Source organism: Ruegeria sp. N11 (assembly GCF_056531525.1).
Genome location: NZ_JBQFLX010000005.1, coordinates 170,802 through 187,237 on the forward strand (window position 1 = coordinate 170,802; position 16,436 = coordinate 187,237).

General features: G+C 58.1%; 19 protein-coding genes. 10 read left to right on the forward strand and 9 right to left on the reverse strand.

Going from position 1 to position 16,436, the window contains the following annotated elements:
* The first annotated feature begins 70 nt into the window (after positions 1 to 70).
* The 4 genes from purL (at position 71) to grxD (ending at position 3,295) form a co-directional block, all read left to right on the forward strand.
* Complete coding sequence (gene purL / locus ACR0J8_RS07305; RefSeq protein WP_480889405.1) at positions 71 to 2,230, forward strand: phosphoribosylformylglycinamidine synthase subunit PurL; 2,160 nt, start codon at positions 71 to 73, stop codon at positions 2,228 to 2,230.
* A 143-nt stretch (positions 2,231 to 2,373) separates the two neighbouring features.
* Entirely contained in the window at positions 2,374 to 2,610 is a 237-nt protein-coding gene (locus tag ACR0J8_RS07310) for a BolA/IbaG family iron-sulfur metabolism protein (RefSeq protein WP_170619006.1), read from the forward strand.
* A 45-nt stretch (positions 2,611 to 2,655) separates the two neighbouring features.
* Entirely contained in the window at positions 2,656 to 2,946 is a 291-nt protein-coding gene (locus ACR0J8_RS07315) for a hypothetical protein (protein WP_480889408.1), read from the forward strand.
* Positions 2,933 to 3,295, forward strand: coding sequence for a Grx4 family monothiol glutaredoxin (grxD, locus tag ACR0J8_RS07320; RefSeq protein ID WP_170806285.1), 363 nt, complete (start codon positions 2,933 to 2,935; stop codon positions 3,293 to 3,295). The genes ACR0J8_RS07315 and grxD overlap by 14 nt, the downstream gene beginning before the upstream one ends.
* A gap of 7 nt (positions 3,296 to 3,302) precedes the next feature.
* Here grxD and ACR0J8_RS07325 read toward each other — a convergent pair whose 3' ends face one another.
* From ACR0J8_RS07325 to ACR0J8_RS07335, 3 genes are read right to left on the reverse strand one after another with little or no spacing between them, the layout of a single operon-like run.
* Entirely contained in the window at positions 3,303 to 3,644 is a 342-nt protein-coding gene (locus tag ACR0J8_RS07325; protein ID WP_480889410.1) for an MliC family protein, read from the reverse strand.
* 2 nt (positions 3,645 to 3,646) lie between these two features.
* Entirely contained in the window at positions 3,647 to 4,042 is a 396-nt protein-coding gene (locus tag ACR0J8_RS07330) for a cell division protein ZapA (protein WP_480889413.1), read from the reverse strand.
* Positions 4,042 to 4,839, reverse strand: a complete 798-nt coding sequence (locus tag ACR0J8_RS07335) for a hypothetical protein (RefSeq protein ID WP_480523934.1) — start codon at positions 4,837 to 4,839, stop codon at positions 4,042 to 4,044. Before ACR0J8_RS07335 ends, ACR0J8_RS07330 begins: the two co-directional genes overlap by 1 nt.
* A 235-nt stretch (positions 4,840 to 5,074) precedes the next feature.
* Here ACR0J8_RS07335 and tkt point away from each other — a divergent pair, with 235 nt between their 5' ends.
* Positions 5,075 to 7,099, forward strand: a complete 2,025-nt coding sequence (gene tkt / locus ACR0J8_RS07340; RefSeq protein WP_480523932.1) for a transketolase — start codon at positions 5,075 to 5,077, stop codon at positions 7,097 to 7,099.
* A 56-nt stretch (positions 7,100 to 7,155) separates the two neighbouring features.
* Here tkt and ACR0J8_RS07345 read toward each other — a convergent pair whose 3' ends face one another.
* Complete coding sequence (locus ACR0J8_RS07345; protein WP_480889416.1) at positions 7,156 to 8,115, reverse strand: DUF808 domain-containing protein; 960 nt, start codon at positions 8,113 to 8,115, stop codon at positions 7,156 to 7,158.
* 182 nt (positions 8,116 to 8,297) lie between these two features.
* Between ACR0J8_RS07345 and gap (ACR0J8_RS07350) the strand changes: the two genes are divergently transcribed.
* The 3 genes from gap (ACR0J8_RS07350) to gap (ACR0J8_RS07360) all read left to right on the forward strand — a co-directional run bounded on the left by gap (ACR0J8_RS07350) (position 8,298) and on the right by gap (ACR0J8_RS07360) (position 10,600).
* Positions 8,298 to 9,299, forward strand: a complete 1,002-nt coding sequence (gene gap, locus ACR0J8_RS07350) for a type I glyceraldehyde-3-phosphate dehydrogenase (protein WP_480523930.1) — start codon at positions 8,298 to 8,300, stop codon at positions 9,297 to 9,299.
* 71 nt (positions 9,300 to 9,370) lie between these two features.
* Positions 9,371 to 9,514: a hypothetical protein gene (locus tag ACR0J8_RS07355; RefSeq protein WP_480523928.1), complete on the forward strand. Its 144-nt coding sequence runs from the start codon at positions 9,371 to 9,373 to the stop codon at positions 9,512 to 9,514.
* A gap of 81 nt (positions 9,515 to 9,595) precedes the next feature.
* A complete protein-coding gene (gene gap, locus ACR0J8_RS07360; protein WP_480889420.1) occupies positions 9,596 to 10,600 on the forward strand; it encodes a type I glyceraldehyde-3-phosphate dehydrogenase in 1,005 nt (334 codons plus the stop codon).
* Here the strand turns inward: gap (ACR0J8_RS07360) and coaD are convergent.
* From coaD to ACR0J8_RS07375, 3 genes are all read right to left on the reverse strand, one after another.
* Entirely contained in the window at positions 10,592 to 11,083 is a 492-nt protein-coding gene (gene coaD, locus ACR0J8_RS07365) for a pantetheine-phosphate adenylyltransferase (protein ID WP_170616849.1), read from the reverse strand. The two genes, gap (ACR0J8_RS07360) and coaD, sit on opposite strands and share 9 nt — an antisense overlap.
* 85 nt (positions 11,084 to 11,168) lie before the next feature.
* Positions 11,169 to 11,606, reverse strand: coding sequence for a CBS domain-containing protein (locus ACR0J8_RS07370; RefSeq protein WP_480523925.1), 438 nt, complete (start codon positions 11,604 to 11,606; stop codon positions 11,169 to 11,171).
* A gap of 63 nt (positions 11,607 to 11,669) precedes the next feature.
* Entirely contained in the window at positions 11,670 to 12,572 is a 903-nt protein-coding gene (locus ACR0J8_RS07375; RefSeq protein WP_170616845.1) for a LysR family transcriptional regulator, read from the reverse strand.
* A gap of 103 nt (positions 12,573 to 12,675) precedes the next feature.
* On the opposite strand from ACR0J8_RS07375, the gene ACR0J8_RS07380 reads away from it, so the two are divergent.
* A complete protein-coding gene (locus tag ACR0J8_RS07380) occupies positions 12,676 to 14,175 on the forward strand; it encodes a CoA-acylating methylmalonate-semialdehyde dehydrogenase (protein ID WP_480889425.1) in 1,500 nt (499 codons plus the stop codon).
* A gap of 221 nt (positions 14,176 to 14,396) precedes the next feature.
* The gene (locus ACR0J8_RS07385) at positions 14,397 to 14,981 is read left to right on the forward strand and encodes a L,D-transpeptidase (protein WP_170676933.1); all 585 of its coding nucleotides are present in this window, start codon (positions 14,397 to 14,399) and stop codon (positions 14,979 to 14,981) included.
* 50 nt (positions 14,982 to 15,031) lie between these two features.
* Here ACR0J8_RS07385 and ACR0J8_RS07390 read toward each other — a convergent pair whose 3' ends face one another.
* Both ACR0J8_RS07390 and ACR0J8_RS07395 read right to left on the reverse strand, forming a co-directional pair.
* Positions 15,032 to 15,511 (reverse strand): fasciclin domain-containing protein, encoded by a 480-nt coding sequence (locus tag ACR0J8_RS07390; RefSeq protein ID WP_170616841.1) that lies wholly within the window; start codon positions 15,509 to 15,511, stop codon positions 15,032 to 15,034.
* Between the two features lie 71 nt (positions 15,512 to 15,582).
* Positions 15,583 to 16,434, reverse strand: coding sequence for a class I SAM-dependent methyltransferase (locus tag ACR0J8_RS07395; protein ID WP_480889427.1), 852 nt, complete (start codon positions 16,432 to 16,434; stop codon positions 15,583 to 15,585).
* Between the last annotated feature and the right edge of the window lie 2 nt (positions 16,435 to 16,436).

Here is a 16,436-nt window from a genome sequence, read left to right on the forward strand (position 1 = left end):
ACCCTTCCCACGGGCGCGCCCATGGCCTAAAAGGCGCGCAATCTCGGCCATCTCGGACACAGGACAAACCATGCAAGAGCCCGCCATCACCCCGGATCTGATTGCAGCACACGGGTTGAAACCCGAAGAATATGAAATGATCCTGGAGATCATCGGGCGGGAGCCGACATTTACCGAGCTTGGCATCTTTTCGGCCATGTGGAACGAACACTGTTCCTACAAGTCCTCGAAGAAATGGCTGCGCACGCTGCCCACCTCGGGGCCTCAGGTCATTTGCGGCCCTGGTGAGAATGCGGGCGTGGTGGATATTGGCGACGGTCAGGCCGTCGTCTTCAAAATGGAAAGCCACAACCACCCCTCGTATATCGAGCCCTACCAAGGGGCGGCGACCGGGGTGGGCGGCATTCTGCGCGACGTATTCACCATGGGCGCGCGTCCGATTGCGTCGATGAACGCACTGTCCTTTGGAGAGCCGGGCCACCACAAGACACGCCAACTGGTCAACGGCGTGGTTGAAGGGATTGGCGGCTACGGCAACTGTTTCGGTGTTCCCTGTGTGGGCGGCGAAGTCCGTTTTCACCCTGCCTATAACGGCAACTGCCTTGTGAACGCGTTCGCCGCCGGCCTCGCTGACAGCGACAAGATCTTCTATTCCGCCGCATCGGGCGTCGGTATGCCTGTCGTTTATCTGGGAGCCAAAACCGGCCGCGACGGCGTTGGCGGTGCGACAATGGCTTCGGCTGAATTCGATGACACCATCGAAGATAAACGCCCCACCGTGCAGGTTGGTGACCCCTTCACCGAAAAGCGTCTGATGGAAGCAACGCTGGAATTGATGCAGACCGGCGCTGTGATTTCGATCCAGGACATGGGCGCCGCCGGCCTGACTTGTTCGGCTGTTGAAATGGGCGACAAGGGCGGCCTTGGTGTGCGTCTGGATCTGGAAAACGTGCCTCAGCGCGAAGAAGACATGACCGCGTATGAGATGATGCTGTCGGAATCCCAGGAACGGATGCTGATGGTCCTCAAGCCGGAACTTGAGGCCGAAGCCCGTGCAGTATTCGAAAAATGGGATCTGGATTTCGCGATCGTTGGTGAAACGATTGCCGAAGACCGCTTCCTGATTATGCACAATGGCGAAGTCAAAGCTGACCTTGTCCTGTCGAAACTGTCCTCGACCGCACCGGAATATGACCGCCCGTGGGAGCCGACGCCGGAGGCCGAGGAACTGGCCGACGTGCCACAGATCGATCCGATCGACGGATTGAAGGCCCTGTTGTCCTCTCCCAACTACGCGGGCAAGCAATGGGTTTATGAACAGTACGACACCATGGTGATGGCGGATTCCACCCGCACACCGGGATTGGGCGCTGGCATGGTTCGCGTTCATGGCACCGACAAGGTATTGGCCTTCACCTCGGACGTTACCCCGCGCTATGTGCGCGCCAACCCGGTTGAAGGCGGCAAGCAGGCCGTGGCCGAAGCCTATCGCAACCTGACAGCCGTTGGGGCCAAGCCGCTGGCCACGACCGACAACCTGAATTTCGGCAACCCGGAAAAGCCCGAGATCATGGGCCAGTTTGTCGGCGCCATTCAGGGCATCGGCGAAGCCGTTGGCGCGCTGGATATGCCGATCGTTTCTGGCAACGTGTCGCTTTACAACGAAACAGATGGTCAGGCGATCCTGCCGACCCCGACAATAGGCGCCGTGGGTCTGCTGCTGCATTCTGACGAGATCATCGGCAACGAGGTCCGCGAAGGGCATGTGGCGCTGGTCATCGGCGAAACCAAAGGTCATCTGGGTCAGTCCGCCCTGCTGGCCGAGGTGTTCAACCGCGAAGACGGTGATGCGCCCCATGTCGATCTAGCGGCCGAGGCCCGCAACGGTGATTTCATCCGCACCAACCGCAACATGATCAAGGCGTGTACCGATCTGGCCGACGGCGGCCTTGCTCTGGCCGCTTTCGAACTGGCCGAAGCGTCTGGCGTCGGCGTTCAGTTGGACGAGGCGTCGACCGAGTTCCTGTTCGGTGAAGATCAGGCCCGCTATCTGGTCGCCTGCAACTTCGATCAGGCCGAGGCGCTGATGATCGCCGCCGGTCAGGCCGGTGTCCCTCTGGTCTCGGTTGGCAGGTTCACGGGCGATGCTGTCAGGATCGGAAGTTCGGAAGCGCCGCTGTCGGAACTGGCGGAAATCTTCCGTGGCAGCTTTGCCGCTGCGGTGGCCTGACGCCCGCCCTTCATACATCCCAAATTCAGAAATCCTGCGCGCGCGACTGGGCGCGGGATTTGTAAACTTGGTCGCCCCGAGGCACCTTGCACGCCCCTGCGCATCGCTCTACATCTTGGGAAAGACCTTCAGGAGTAACCTTTATGCCGATGAGCGCCCACGAAATCGAACACCTGCTGCGCGAAGCCTTTCCGGATGCGGAGATTCAGGTTGGCGGGCATGATGGTGTTCATATGTCTGCCATGGTCGTTGACGAAAGCTTTCGCGGAAAGAACAGGGTGCAGCAACAGCGGGCAGTCTACGCCGCGTTGAAAGGCAAAATGGACGGCCCGGATGGCGAACTGCACGCGCTGGCGTTGACCACAAAAATTCCGGAATGATCAGATCCGGCGCCATCACTTACAAGCCCCAGTGGAGGCCTGAATATGAGTGATCTGATGCTTGGCGTTTGCATTGTAGTTGGATTGATTGTTGCCGCAGCGCTGATTGAAGCCTATTTGAAGCGCAACAAGAAACGCTCGCTGGCCGATATGCGTCCTGATCCGGACGAAGTAAGCCAGGTGGGCGGAATAGAGAGATACGGGCTGGATCCGTTGACTTTGGCGCAGGCCGAGCATCGGCGGCTCGAAGCGGAAGGATGGGGCCCGGAGGCCTCACAAAATGAAACGACTGCCCATGATACGGGCGAAGAGGACAAGCAAGATGAGCGACGTTAAGACCCAGATCGACGAAACCGTCAAAGCCAATGATGTGGTGCTGTACATGAAAGGCACCAAGGAAATGCCGCAATGCGGATTTTCGTCTCGTGTGGCCGGTGTCCTGAACTACATGGGTGTGGAATATACTGACGTGAACGTTCTGGCCGACGAAGAAGTGCGTCAGGGCATCAAGGACTATTCCGACTGGCCGACCGTGCCGCAGCTTTTTGTCAAAGGCGAGTTCGTGGGCGGCTGTGACATCGTTACAGAAATGACTCTGTCGGGTGAACTGGACACACTGTTTGACGAAAACGGCGTCGGCTACAACAAGGAAGCAGCCGACAAAATCCGCGAAGCAAACGCCTGATCGGCGCTTACCGGCTGCTGCATTCCTGATAAATGACCTGCTCACTGGCGGCGCTTCCTGCCGCCAGATAGCTGATCGAAGCGTTCCAGCCGTTGGAACGCAGAATATACGTTCCGTCAGTGCCCAGAGACTCGTAGCGAATCCCGGATCCGCTTTCGACCTGGCGCATGGCGACCAGAGTGTTGTCGACCATGACCGCCGCAGCACCTGATCCATCGGTCGAATTAAAGTAACTCACATGCAGCGGCACTTCGTTTTCGCAGGTGAAAGTCACTGATAATATGTCGATCTCGGCCATAGCGGCGGATCCTGACATCAGCAGTCCAAAGCATGCCAGATTGCGCAGCATTCTCATCCCCCGGACTTCTCTTCCAGCATTGACGCCAGCGCTTCGGCCCGCGCCGCCAGTTCCCCCAAGGTGTCGGTCACCGATGGCGGCACGACTGCCACTTCAACACGCTCGGGTTCCGGCGGTGGTGCACTTCGCAGCGTCTCTAGCTCCGCTTGGAACTCGGCGAGCTTTGCCTCAAGGGATTTGACCTTTTCTTCGGTTCCGGCGGTTTTGTCCGCCAGCATCAGGCCAGCCATCAGCAGCATTCGTGATTCCGGCATGCGCCCAATCTGGTCCGACAGAACCTGAGCCTCGTCGTCCAGCATTTGGGCCGCAGCCTGCAGAAATTGCTCTTCACCTTCCTGGCACGAGACGTCAAAACCACGACCACCGATATGAATGGTTACTTCGGGCATCACTCCACCTCACCTTCTGCCAACTTTGCCTGTGACAGCAACGGTTCCAGCCGTGCCAGAACCGCATGCGCCTCAGCTGCATCCGTCGCCTGAGCGGCACGCGTTGCTTCCAACTCGGCGACTGTGGCGCGGTTCAGCATCTCGGCATCCGGCAGACCGTCCTGCACGGCGGCGCGCAACTCATCAACCGAACGCCGCAACTGTTCGTTGGCTTTGCGCATGCGCTGCAGATCGTCATCCAACCGCGACATCGCAGCCCCGTGACTTGACCGTTCCGCCCTCAGCATTTCCAGTTCGGCGTTAAGCTCTTCCAGACGCTCGGTGTCGGCGATCTCTGACAGCAGTCGGGCATTTTCGGCCTCAAGCTCCTGCAGCTTTCCACTCAATGCGCTTAACCGAGTGTTTTCGGCCTTCAGCGCCTCCAGTTCCTCACGGTTGTCCAGCGCAGCCTTGGCGTCGGCAAGCTCTGCCCGCGCAGCCTCAACCGAGGCCAGTCTGTCATTGGCATCGGCAAGTTGTTGGCGCAGTGCCGTTTTCTCGGCGTCATCAACAGGAACGTTGCGCAAAGCCTCCATATCGGCGCGCATCGCGTCGACTTCCTGTTCGTGACGTTCTTTCAGAGATTTCAGCCGCTCTTCCAACTGCGCATTCGCCACACGCTCGTCCTCAAGCGCGACGCGCAGTTCGTCATCTGCACCTTCTTTGGCTGGTGCTGTGTCCTGAATGGCCGCTACACCCGCGCCAATCCGCTCCATCGCGGCGGTCAGGCGACGCTGTAGTTCTTCGATCTGGCTCATGCCCCTGTCACCTCATTATCAAGGTTCGTTATCTCTCGGGTTTGTCCGAATCAATGCAAACCACTTCTGTGCCTAGTCTAACGGATTGTTCCGGAAAATACCCACTGTTTGCTTTCAACGACTTGGACCGTCTTCTTGAAGCGGCCACCTCATGGAATGCCCGGTTCCACTTGAACTTTGGGGGCTGAGTGTTATTGAGCGCGCAACCTGCCCGTAACCCAAAGGAACAACGCCCGTGGACCTGACTGCGCTGCGCAATGCCAACCCCGAACACTGGGACAAAGCTGCGGCCATCCGCACCTTGACCCTCGACGCCGTCGCCGCCGCCAATTCCGGCCATTCCGGCATGCCGATGGGCATGGCCGATGTTGCGACCGTACTGTTCGAAAAGCACCTGAAGTTTGATGCGTCAGCCCCGAACTGGCCCGACCGCGACCGGTTCATTCTGTCGGCGGGTCACGGCTCGATGCTGGTTTATTCGCTGCTGTATCTAACCGGCCATGCAGATGTGACGCTGGATGAGATCAAGAACTTCCGCCAGTTGGGCGCAAAAACGGCGGGCCACCCGGAAAACTTCCTGATCGAAGGTGTTGAGACAACCACCGGCCCGCTGGGTCAGGGCATCTCGAACGCCGTCGGCTTTGCCATGGCCGAGGAAATTCAGCGCGCGCATTACGGCAAGAAGGTCGTCGACCACTACACCTACGTGATAGCGGGCGACGGCTGCCTGATGGAAGGCGTCAGCCAGGAAGCCATCACTCTGGCCGGCCGTCATGAGCTGAGCAAGCTGATCGTGTTCTGGGACAACAACAACATCACCATCGACGGCACCGTCGATATGGCCGACCGCACCGACCAGGTGCGCCGATTCACGGCTTCGGGCTGGCAGGTGATCGAAATCGATGGCCATGACCCCAAGGCTATCGACGCCGCCATCGTACAGGCGAAGAAATCCAACAAACCGACCATGATCGCCTGTGAAAGCCATATCGCACTGGGTCATGCGGCGCAGGATACGTCCAAGGGGCACGGCGCACTGACCGATCAGGATCAGCTGAAGGCGGCAAAAGAGGGCTACGGCTGGCCTCATGACGCATTCGAAATCCCCGCCAACGTAAAGTCTGCCTGGGAAGTTATCGGCGCCCGTGGCGCGACCGAGCGCGCTGCGTGGCAGGAGCGTTTTGCGCAACTGTCCGAACGCAAGCAGGCCGAGTTCAACCGCGCCTACGCGTTTGAAGCACCCAAAAAACTGGCCGGTGCTATCCGCTCGTTCAAGAAACAGATGTCGGAAGACCAGCCGAAACTGGCAACTCGGGCCTCGTCCGAGAAGGTTTTGAATGTCGTGAACCCGATCATGACCGAGACCGTGGGCGGCTCGGCGGACCTGACCGGTTCGAACAACACCAAATCCGCCGATATGGGCGTGTTCCTGCCGGAAAACCGCAAGGGCCGTTACATTCACTACGGCATTCGCGAACATGGTATGGCCGCTGCGATGAATGGCATGGCGCTGCACGGCGGCATCCGCCCTTATGGCGGCACATTTATGGCCTTCACCGACTATGCCCGCCCGTCCATGCGCCTGGCCGCACTGATGAAGGTGCCTTCGGTCTTCGTCATGACCCACGACTCGATCGGTCTGGGTGAAGACGGCCCGACCCACCAGCCGGTCGAGCATCTGGCGATTTCGCGCGCGACACCAAACACCTACGTTTTCCGCCCTGCGGATACGGTCGAGACAGCCGAAGCATGGGAACTGGCACTGACATTCAAAGAAAGCCCCTCGGTCCTGTCCCTGACCCGTCAGGGCGTGCCCACCGTACGCAAGGACCACAAGGCCAGAAACCTGACCGCACAAGGCGCATATGTTCTGGCCGACGCGGAAGCCAAGCGTCAGGCCATCCTGATCGCCACCGGTTCGGAAGTCTCGCTGGCGATGGAAGCCAAAGCCATGCTCGAAGCCGAAGGCATCGGCACCCGTGTCGTTTCCATGCCTTGTATGGAACTGTTCGCCGAACAGGACGAAGCCTATCGCAAACGCGTTCTGCCCGCAGGTGCCGTTCGTGTCGGTATCGAGGCCGCCGTCCGCGCCGGTGGCTGGGATCGCTGGCTGCTGGGCGAGCGTGGTCGCGAGGTCAAGGCCGGTTTCATCGGCATGTCGAGCTTCGGCGCTTCAGCCCCGGCTGGTGAGCTTTACAAGCATTTCGGTATTACTGCCGAGGCTACTGTTGCCAAGGTCAAGGAATTGCTGGGCCTTTAAGCGCAACCAGAAAAATCAAGCAAAGGGCGGCTCTGGCCGCCCTTTTCCATTTGGTTTCAGTGAGATCCGGACTTTCCAATGATCGGCATTATCACTTTGGTTGCAAGCGGGATTAGGATCAGACCCCAGACCAAACCGAACACACCGTCCATAGTGGCCTTGGATGTCCATTCCACCGCGCCAACCCACTGATCGGACACGGAATGACCGATGGCATAGGCCCAATCATGGATGTGGTGGCCCAGCCAGCCAAACCCAAGAACCTCCATCCCGTGGATCACAATTGAACCTCCGACCCACAGCATCGCGGCAGTTCCCACAATCGACAAGGTTTTCATCACGGCAGGCATGGCCCGCACAAGTCCCCTGCCCAGCCCCCGGCCAATAGGTGTCGGGGCGTTATTCGCCAGATAAAGTCCCACGTCGTCCATCTTCACGATTAACGCGACCGAGCCGTAGACCGCTACCGTCACGCCGATCCCTACAACGGCCAGTGTTGCGGCCTGCATCCATAAGTTCGGGGCCTCGATCGCCGCCAGCGCAATGGTCATGATTTCAGCAGACAGGATAAAATCGGTTTTGATGGCACCCTTGACCTTTTGTTCCTCAAGATGGCCCGGATCGCGCACGCTCATATCCTGTTCAATCGCGTGACTCCCGTGCGGGAACAGAACATGAAAGATCTTTTCGGCCCCTTCGAAACACAAGTATGACCCGCCAAGCATCAAAAGTGGTGTGATCAGCCAGGGTGCGAAATTGGCCAGCAGCAAAGCCACCGGCAGCAACAGAATGATCTTGTTGAAGATCGAGCCGCGCGCGATACGCCAGATGATCGGCAACTCCCGTGCTGGCGCAAAGCCCTGCACGAATTTCGGAGTAACAGCCGCGTCATCAATGATGACCCCTGCGGTCTTGGCCCCGGCCTTGCCGGCGGCAGCCACCACATCGTCCACCGAAGCTGCTGCTACCTTGGCAATCCCTGCCACATCGTCCAACAGGGCCAACAGACCACTCATCGCGTTTCCTTTCCTGTCACCTGCCGCAACCGAGACCCTACCCGATCTCACGGCTAGCGCAAGCGTTAGCGCAATCGCGTGAGGTTTGCGCTAACACCTTAAAAATATGCCATTTTTGCCCTTTTGAGAATTCGCTTTCACCGTTATATGGCCCCCAAAGCAAGCGCATTTGGAGACGTCATATGACCATCAAGGTCGGTATCAATGGTTTTGGCCGCATTGGCCGCTGTACCCTGTCACATATCGCGGCATCCGGCCGTAACGACATCGAGGTGATCAAGGTCAACGCCACCGGACCGCTGGAAACCTCGGCACACCTGCTGAAATATGACAGCATTCACGGACGTTTCCCGCGTGACGTTTCCATTAACGGCAACACCATGGATTTGGGCCGCGGCCCGATGCAGATGTTCTCGACCTACGATATGAGCGAACTGGACTGGGAAGGCTGTGACGTCGTTCTGGAATGCACTGGCAAGTTCAATGACGGTCTTAAAGCAAAGACCCACCTGGACCGTGGCGCGCAGAAAGTTCTGTTGTCGGCGCCGGGCAAAAACGTCGACAAGACAATCGTCTTTGGCGTGAACCACAACGGTCTGACCGCTGCGGACAAAATGGTTTCCAACGGCTCTTGCACCACCAACTGCCTTGCTCCGCTTGCCAAGGTATTGGACGAAGGCATCGGCATCGAACACGGCATCATGACCACGATCCATGCCTATACCGGTGACCAGCCGACCCTGGACCGCCGCCACAGCGACCTGTACCGCGCCCGCGCAGCCGCCATGTCGATGATCCCGACCAGCACCGGTGCCGCCAAGGCGCTGGGTGAGGTTCTGCCCAAACTGAAGGGCCGTCTGGACGGGTCGGCCATCCGCGTTCCAACACCGAACGTTTCCGCCGTGGACCTCAGCTTCCGTGCGTCGCGCGATGTTACGGTCGAAGAGGTTAACGCGATCGTTCAGGAAGCTGCGCAAGGCCCGATGCAGCGCGTTCTGGGCTACGAACCCGCGCCGCTGGTCTCGACCGACTTTAACCACACCGAAGAAAGCTCAATCTTCGCGCCGGACCAAACCCGCGTGGTCGACGGACGTATGGTCCGCGTTCTGGCATGGTACGACAATGAATGGGGCTTCTCTGTCCGCATGGCGGATGTCGCCGTTGCAATGGGTCGTCTTAACTAAACCAGCCGACTGTTATTGAACATTTTGGCCCGCTCAGGTTATCTGGGCGGGCCTTTTCCTGCGGTGCGCAAATGACCAATCAAATCGCCATCTGGCTCGGCCTGTTCATCCTCGGCGGTTTCTTCCTCGACTTTGCATTGTTCGGAACCGAACATTTGTGGTTCCTTGCCAAAAAACTCTACAGCTTTCTCGACTGGCTCGCTTTCTGGCGCTGACAGAGGTTTTACTTGACATTTTCTGTTATCTGGCTTTGTTAGCGCTAACCTTATTCAGGCCCACAATCGACGGAGCAGAAAATGACACTAAAGCTGGCAATCAACGGATTTGGGCGGATCGGACGTGGTGTGTTGCGCGCGGTCATGGAAACAGGCCGTACAGACGTCGAGATCGTGGCAATCAACGATCTGGCAAAACCGGAAATAAACGCCCATCTTTTCGAATTCGACAGCGTCCATGGGCGTTACACACGGCCTGTTCGGTTGACAGATGCCGGATTGGATGTCGGATCCGGACCCATCAGGCTTTCCAGTGAACGCGACCCCGAAAACCTGAACTGGTCCGATGTGGACGTGGTACTTGAATGCACCGGTGTTTTTCGCACGCGCGAAGCCGCATCACGTCATTTCGAGAACGGTTCAAAAAAGGTCCTGATTTCGGCCCCTGCGCGCGGTGATGGCGCGGTCAAGACAATCGTATTTGGGGTAAACGACAAAGACCTGACGGCCGCTGACACTGTTGTATCAAACGCGTCGTGCACAACGAACTGCCTGGCCCCCGTTGCCGCGGCACTGGATGCCGGGCTGGGCATTGTGCATGGCAACATGACGACGGTGCATGCCTATACGGCCAGTCAGCCGGTCCACGATACCGCAGGCAAGGACCCTTACCTGTCACGAGCCGCCGCGTTGTCGATGATTCCCACTACGACGGGCGCAGCATCTGCTGTCGGCCTCGTGCTGCCCCAACTGGCCGGCAAACTGACGGGCCAGGCCATTCGCGTTCCCACACCGAATGTGTCGGTCGTTGACCTGGTCGCCGAGGTGTCGCGACGAACCACGGAGGCCGAAGTAAATGCGCTGTTTACGGATGCTGCTTCCAGGATCCCGGGTGTTCTGGCTGCCGAGACCCGTCCGCTGATTTCAGTGGATTTCAACCACGATGCCCACAGCTCGACCGTGTCCCTGCCGGAAACAAAAGTCACTGACGGAACACTGGTCAGGGTTCTGGCGTGGTATGACAATGAATGGGGCTTTTCGAATCGGATGCTGGATACGGCCGCCGCGATGGGTGCCCTAGCCTAACCTCTTGCGCAAGGCGTCATTGACGAGGGGCGTAACGAATTTCGATACGTCCCCGTCCAGCCGGGCAATCTCTTTCACAAGTTTCGAGGCAATGGCCTGGTGTCGAGCCTCGGCCATCAGGAAAACGGTCTCAACCGTATCATCCAGCGCACGGTTCATTCCGACCATCTGGAATTCATATTCAAAATCCGCCACAGCTCGCAATCCGCGCACAATGATCTGGGCGCCAACATCGCGGGCGCAATCGATCAGCAGATTTTCAAATGGATGGGCGACGATCTCGGTTCCGGTCTGATCGCTCAGATGGGCACATTCGGCCTCGATCATGGCTACGCGTTCTTCCAGCGAGAACAACGGCCCCTTGTCGCGGTTGATTGCAACGCCGATGACCAGTTTATCCACCAGGGCCGAGGCGCGGCGGATAATGTCGATATGTCCCAGGGTGATTGGGTCAAAGGTTCCCGGATATAATCCAACCCTCATCGAGACCTCCTGCGCAACAAAATTTCTGCGCAAGCAAACACAACTCTGCCGCAGGTGCAAGAGGGCCCGTTACATGCAAAGGGCATCAATGCCCCATGATCATGCCTTCCAGCGCGTCTTTCTCCATCGCCAATTCGGACAGCTGCGCTTTGACAACGTCGCCCAAAGTGACGATACCGACCAACTTGCCCTCTTCTATGACGGGCATATGTCGAAAGCGCCCCTCGGTCATGCGCGACATGATGTCTTGCACTGAATCCTGCCGCGATGCGGTCACAAGCTCGCGGGTCATGTACGTGCTGACCGGCTGTGTCAAGCAACCGCTGCCGCTAGCCGCCAACTCGCGTACAATGTCGCGCTCCGACAAGATCCCGGCCGCTGTTTCTCCGCCATCATCGGACACAACCACCGTACCGATCCGTTTATCCGCAAGGATCTGGGCCGCCTCGGACACGGTAGCCGAAGGTTGAACGGTCACTACCCCGCTGGTCGCCTTGGATTTTAGAATGGCCTGTACAAGCATTTGCAAAAAACCTCCGGACTAACGTACTGTTTTTTCAAAGCCTTGCCCGAATGTTTGCACCTGTCAAGGTGCAGCTTGAGCCTCAAGCCGCGCGACCTCTTCGCGGATGCCCTGCGTCAGCGCGTCGGCAAAGCGATTCAGTCGCTCATTGCGCTGATCTCCGAGGTGCCGGACCAGATGGAAACTGCGTGTCAGACTGACCTGATCCGTCAATATTTTCCGCAGGTTCGGATGGAACGGAAGCGTGAAATCATGCGCGACGCAGATGCCGCTGCCAAGCGTGACCTGGCGCAGCTGAACTGAGACGGAATTCGATGCAAGCGCGACACGGTCAACGCCAAGATCGACGAGATAATCCAGTTCACGATCAAAGATCATATCAGGAATGTAACCAATCATCCGGTGCCCTCGCAGGTCGTCCACAGAATGAATGGCGTCATGCTGTGCCAGGTATTCCTGCGTGGCAACCAGATGCAGTCGGTAATCACTGATCTTCTGGACAAGCAATTTCCCTGCCGTCGGGGCGCTGACGGTAACTGCCATGTCAGCCTCGCGCCGGGACAGATTGATGACCCGCGGCAGGGCCAGAATCTGTATGTCCAGATCCGGGTTTGCATCACAGATCTTTGCGCAGACCTGAGGCAGCAGGTAATTGGCGCTGCCATCCGGTGCACCGATCCGTATCTGGCCGCTCAGCGTTTTGGAGGATCCCGTAACTGTTCCGGCTGCTGCCCGCATCGCCTCTTCGGCTTGTAATCCATGCTCGACCAACCGTTCGCCGGCAGTGGTCAGAATGTATCCCTGCTGAGATTTTGAGAATAGCGGTGTTTCCAGCGCGGTTTCCAGCCGGGCGATTCTACGCCCAACGGTTGCAGCGTCGATCTTCAACAGGCGGCCGGCGGCAGACAGGCTTTGTTCACGGGCCACCGCCAGAAACACCCGCATATCATCCCAGTTCCGGTTCATCCCAGACCTCTGCATTTTTGCAAAACTTCTTTGAGACATTGCCTCTGTTCAAGTGATTTATGCAAGCCTATTGTGCGCGCAACTTACTTCGGAGGAATTCGCTATGACTGAACTGACCCATTTCATTAACGGCGAAAACGTGGCCGGATCGTCCGGCCGCTTTGACGACGTCTTCAACCCTGCAACGGGCGAAGTGCAGTACAAATGCCCGATGGCAAGTGCCGCTGAAACCACTGCTGCAATTGCCAGCGCCGCCGCCGCACAACCGGCCTGGGGCGCGACCAACCCACAGAAGCGTGCGCGCGTGATGATGGCCATGGTCGGCCTGATGAACCGCGATATGGACAAACTGGCCGAGGAGCTGAGCCGCGAACACGGTAAAACCATTCCAGACGCCAAGGGTGACCTGCAGCGTGGTCTGGAAGTAATCGAATACTGCATCGGTGCGCCTCAGATGCTGAAGGGTGAATTCACCGACAGCGCGGGCCCCGGCATCGACATGTACTCCATGCGCCAGCCGCTGGGCGTAGTCGCTTCGATCATGCCGTTCAACTTCCCGGCGATGATGCCGCTGTGGCATGTCGGCCCTGCCCTGGCCTGCGGCAACGCCGTGGTGCTGAAGCCGTCCGAGCGTGACCCGTCCGTGCCGCTGATGCTGGCTGAGCTGTTCGTCGAGGCCGGTCTGCCGAAAGGCGTGTTCCAGGTCGTCAATGGCGACAAAGAAGCTGTGGATACGCTGCTGGACAGCGAAGTCATTCAGGGCGTGTCCTTTGTTGGTTCGACCCCGATTGCGCAATACATCTATTCGCGTGCCACTGCGAACGGCAAACGCGCGCAGTGCTTTGGCGGTGCGAAGAACCACATGATCGTCATGCCTGACGCGGATCTGGATCAGGCGGCCGATGCGCTGGTTGGCGCAGGCTTTGGCGCGGCGGGCGAACGCTGCATGGCCATTTCTGTCGCCGTTCCGGTGGGTGAGGAAACAGCCGACGCGCTGATCGAGAAACTGATCCCCCGTGTCGAAAAGCTGAAGGTCGGCCCCTACACCGCGGGCGACGATGTCGACATGGGGCCCGTTGTCACCGGTGCCGCGAAAGAGCGCATTCTGGGTCTGATCAACTCGGGCGTGGAACAAGGCGCGAAACTGGTTGTCGATAACCGCGACTTCAGCCTGCAAGGCTATGAGGACGGCTTCTTTGTCGGTCCGCACCTGTTCGATCACGTGACCCCGGACATGGACATCTACAAGCAGGAAATCTTTGGCCCGGTTCTTTCGACTGTCCGTGCCGGCTCCTATGAAGAAGCGCTGAAGCTGGCGATGGACCACGAGTACGGCAACGGCACCGCGATCTTCACCCGTGACGGTGACACTGCGCGGGACTTTGCCAGCCGCGTGAACATCGGCATGGTGGGCATTAACGTTCCGATCCCGGTTCCGCTGGCCTACCACACCTTTGGCGGCTGGAAGAAATCCATGTTCGGCGACCTGAACCAGCACGGTCCGGACAGCTTCAAGTTCTACACCCGGACCAAAACCGTAACGTCGCGCTGGCCGTCCGGAATCAAGGAAGGTGGCGAGTTCAACTTCAAAGCGATGGACTGATCCGCACATCGGACCTAAAAATCAATATGCCCGGCCTGCCGCAGGCCGGGCTTTTTTTCGGCAAAGCACAGCCAACGGGGACCATTTCACGAAAAATTCAGACGCAAAGCTCTGGAAAACCGAACCGGCTGACAATATTTTAGCGCCAAATAAATACCCGAGCAGTTCAAATAAATACCCGAGCAGTTCCTGAACCGGAGGCCAACTTGTCAAATCCCCGCATGACCCGCCGCTCTGCATTGCTGGGCGCAGCGACCTTTCTGGCGACGCCTGCCCTGGTACGCGCGCAAAGTCTTGACGCATTTCCGCAGGAAGAAGAAGCCATCAGCACGCAGTTGCCGGTGCGGCGCAATGTGTCCTCGTTCTCGCAGCAGAACTGGCAGGATCACTTCAATGAATTGGGCGTCGGATGCCTGCTGGCCGATATTACCAGCCGCGCCGTTCACTACTGGGCTCCGGATGGGACCTATAAACTCTATCCCAGCTCGGTTCCGATGAGCGAGGAATTGACCAAACGCGGGTATACCGAAGTTGTGCGCAAGCGGGAAAACCCCAGCTGGACCCCGACTGCATCTATGCGCGAGCGTGACCCGAACCTGCCGGTGCGAATGGAAGGTGGCGACCCGGGCAATCCGCTGGGAACCCGCGCAATGTATCTGGGCTGGCCTGCCTATCTGGTGCATGGAACGCATGATACGCGCAAAATCGGTCGCCAAAGCTCGTCCGGCTGCATTGGTCTGTACAATCAGCATGTCGAACAGTTGTACCCGCTGGTGCAGATCGGCACACAAGTCAGACTGATCTGACAAAAAAACCCCGGCCTCAAGGCCGGGGTTTTTCATTTTCGTTGGGAAACTTATTCAGGCAGGATCACCGCGTCGACAACGTGGATCACGCCGTTGCTGGCTTCGATATCAGCCTGCACCACCTTGGCACCATTAACCTTTACGCCGTTTTTCGCGTTCACACTAAGGCGGTCGCCCTGGACGGTCAGCACCTTCGCGCGCTTACCTGCAATGTCCCCTGACATCACTTTGGCCGGAACCACGTGATAAGTCAGTATGGAAACCAACTGATCTTTGTTTTCAGGCAGTAGAAGCGATTCAACGGTACCTTCGGGCAATGCCGCAAACGCCTCGTCGGTCGGGGCAAAAACAGTGAAAGGTCCGTCGCCTTTCAAAGTGTCAACCAGCCCTGCAGCCTGAACTGCGGCGACAAGAGTGGTGAATGATCCGGCCGAGACGGCGGTATCAACAATATCGGACCCGGCACGAGCCTGCATTGGCAAAGTCAGTGCAATCGCGGCGGCGGCGCCCAGGAATGTGCGGCGAAACATGGCTGTCATCTCCTCTCCAGCTTGTTATGGAAAGGATTACGGCAGCCCCGGCGTGGCGGATCACTTTGAAGTCAAGATTTTCTGAGCTGAACCCAAATACTCTGCGCCCGTCCGTCCGTCAGGAATGGCAAGGCCTCGACCGCGTCCGGGCGTTCCCGTTGAAGATAATATCCCGGCCAAAGCATTGAATATAAACCTGATTGCAGCAATGCGTGCAGCATGTACTGTTCGCCCCATCCGGGGCAATCATAGAAGAAACGAGTGGGGTATTCGTAGGGCAAAAAAACATCGTGCACGTGGATGACGACACCGGGTTTCAGGGCCGGAATGATGCGACAGAACAGATGCGCGACGTCGTTGCTCATGCGGACCACATGGCTGGAATCGATGAAAAGAACGTCGCCTTCTTGCAGGTTTTCAAACAGCGCCGGATCGACATCTTCCAGCCGTTTTTGTTCAAAATCATCCACGACATGCGCAATATCCGCCCTCGGATACGGATCGATTGCCGTAATGCGGGTGTTCAGCCCGCCATCAATGATCGCTTGTCGCGTGACGCGGGTTGAATTGCCACACCCGACCTCGATCACATGTTTCGGCTTGAATCTGCGGATCATCAGATAAAGCGCGTCCGCATCCGGGCTGTCATAGTATCCGTTCCCGATGCGATAGCCGGTCTTGTTGCGCGCCGGGTCTTTCAATGCCGCCAGCGCCTCGGCATGTTCGTGATATTCCTCGACCAGCGGGCCGACATCAAACCCGTCCATTCCCGGAGAAAGGGCATATGCAGGGCGTTCCAATCCGCCTGCCCGTTCAAAGCTTTCCAGCCGAGCGCGCTCATCCCGTTCAGTGACTTTGTCGATCAGCTTGACGCCGAAGCGATCCAGAATTGCATTGGTCCGCGGGAATTTCCTGGGTTTCACGC

Bases quoted from the DNA above. Each gene is read 5' to 3' on its own strand.
- ACR0J8_RS07325 (WP_480889410.1), bottom strand. From the start codon at position 3,644: ATGCTGCGCAATCTGGCATGCTTTGGACTGCTGATGTCAGGATCCGCC.
- coaD (WP_170616849.1), bottom strand. From the start codon at position 11,083: ATGAGGGTTGGATTATATCCGGGAACCTTTGACCCAATCACCCTGGGA.
- ACR0J8_RS07380 (WP_480889425.1), top strand. From the start codon at position 12,676: ATGACTGAACTGACCCATTTCATTAACGGCGAAAACGTGGCCGGATCG.
- purL (WP_480889405.1), top strand. From the start codon at position 71: ATGCAAGAGCCCGCCATCACCCCGGATCTGATTGCAGCACACGGGTTG.
- ACR0J8_RS07330 (WP_480889413.1), bottom strand. From the start codon at position 4,042: ATGCCCGAAGTAACCATTCATATCGGTGGTCGTGGTTTTGACGTCTCG.
- ACR0J8_RS07355 (WP_480523928.1), top strand. From the start codon at position 9,371: ATGACCAATCAAATCGCCATCTGGCTCGGCCTGTTCATCCTCGGCGGT.
- ACR0J8_RS07315 (WP_480889408.1), top strand. From the start codon at position 2,656: ATGAGTGATCTGATGCTTGGCGTTTGCATTGTAGTTGGATTGATTGTT.
- ACR0J8_RS07335 (WP_480523934.1), bottom strand. From the start codon at position 4,839: ATGAGCCAGATCGAAGAACTACAGCGTCGCCTGACCGCCGCGATGGAG.
- ACR0J8_RS07385 (WP_170676933.1), top strand. From the start codon at position 14,397: ATGACCCGCCGCTCTGCATTGCTGGGCGCAGCGACCTTTCTGGCGACG.
- ACR0J8_RS07375 (WP_170616845.1), bottom strand. From the start codon at position 12,572: ATGAACCGGAACTGGGATGATATGCGGGTGTTTCTGGCGGTGGCCCGT.
- gap (WP_480889420.1), top strand. From the start codon at position 9,596: ATGACACTAAAGCTGGCAATCAACGGATTTGGGCGGATCGGACGTGGT.
- gap (WP_480523930.1), top strand. From the start codon at position 8,298: ATGACCATCAAGGTCGGTATCAATGGTTTTGGCCGCATTGGCCGCTGT.
- ACR0J8_RS07345 (WP_480889416.1), bottom strand. From the start codon at position 8,115: ATGAGTGGTCTGTTGGCCCTGTTGGACGATGTGGCAGGGATTGCCAAG.
- grxD (WP_170806285.1), top strand. From the start codon at position 2,933: ATGAGCGACGTTAAGACCCAGATCGACGAAACCGTCAAAGCCAATGAT.
- ACR0J8_RS07310 (WP_170619006.1), top strand. From the start codon at position 2,374: ATGCCGATGAGCGCCCACGAAATCGAACACCTGCTGCGCGAAGCCTTT.
- ACR0J8_RS07370 (WP_480523925.1), bottom strand. From the start codon at position 11,606: ATGCTTGTACAGGCCATTCTAAAATCCAAGGCGACCAGCGGGGTAGTG.
- ACR0J8_RS07390 (WP_170616841.1), bottom strand. From the start codon at position 15,511: ATGTTTCGCCGCACATTCCTGGGCGCCGCCGCCGCGATTGCACTGACT.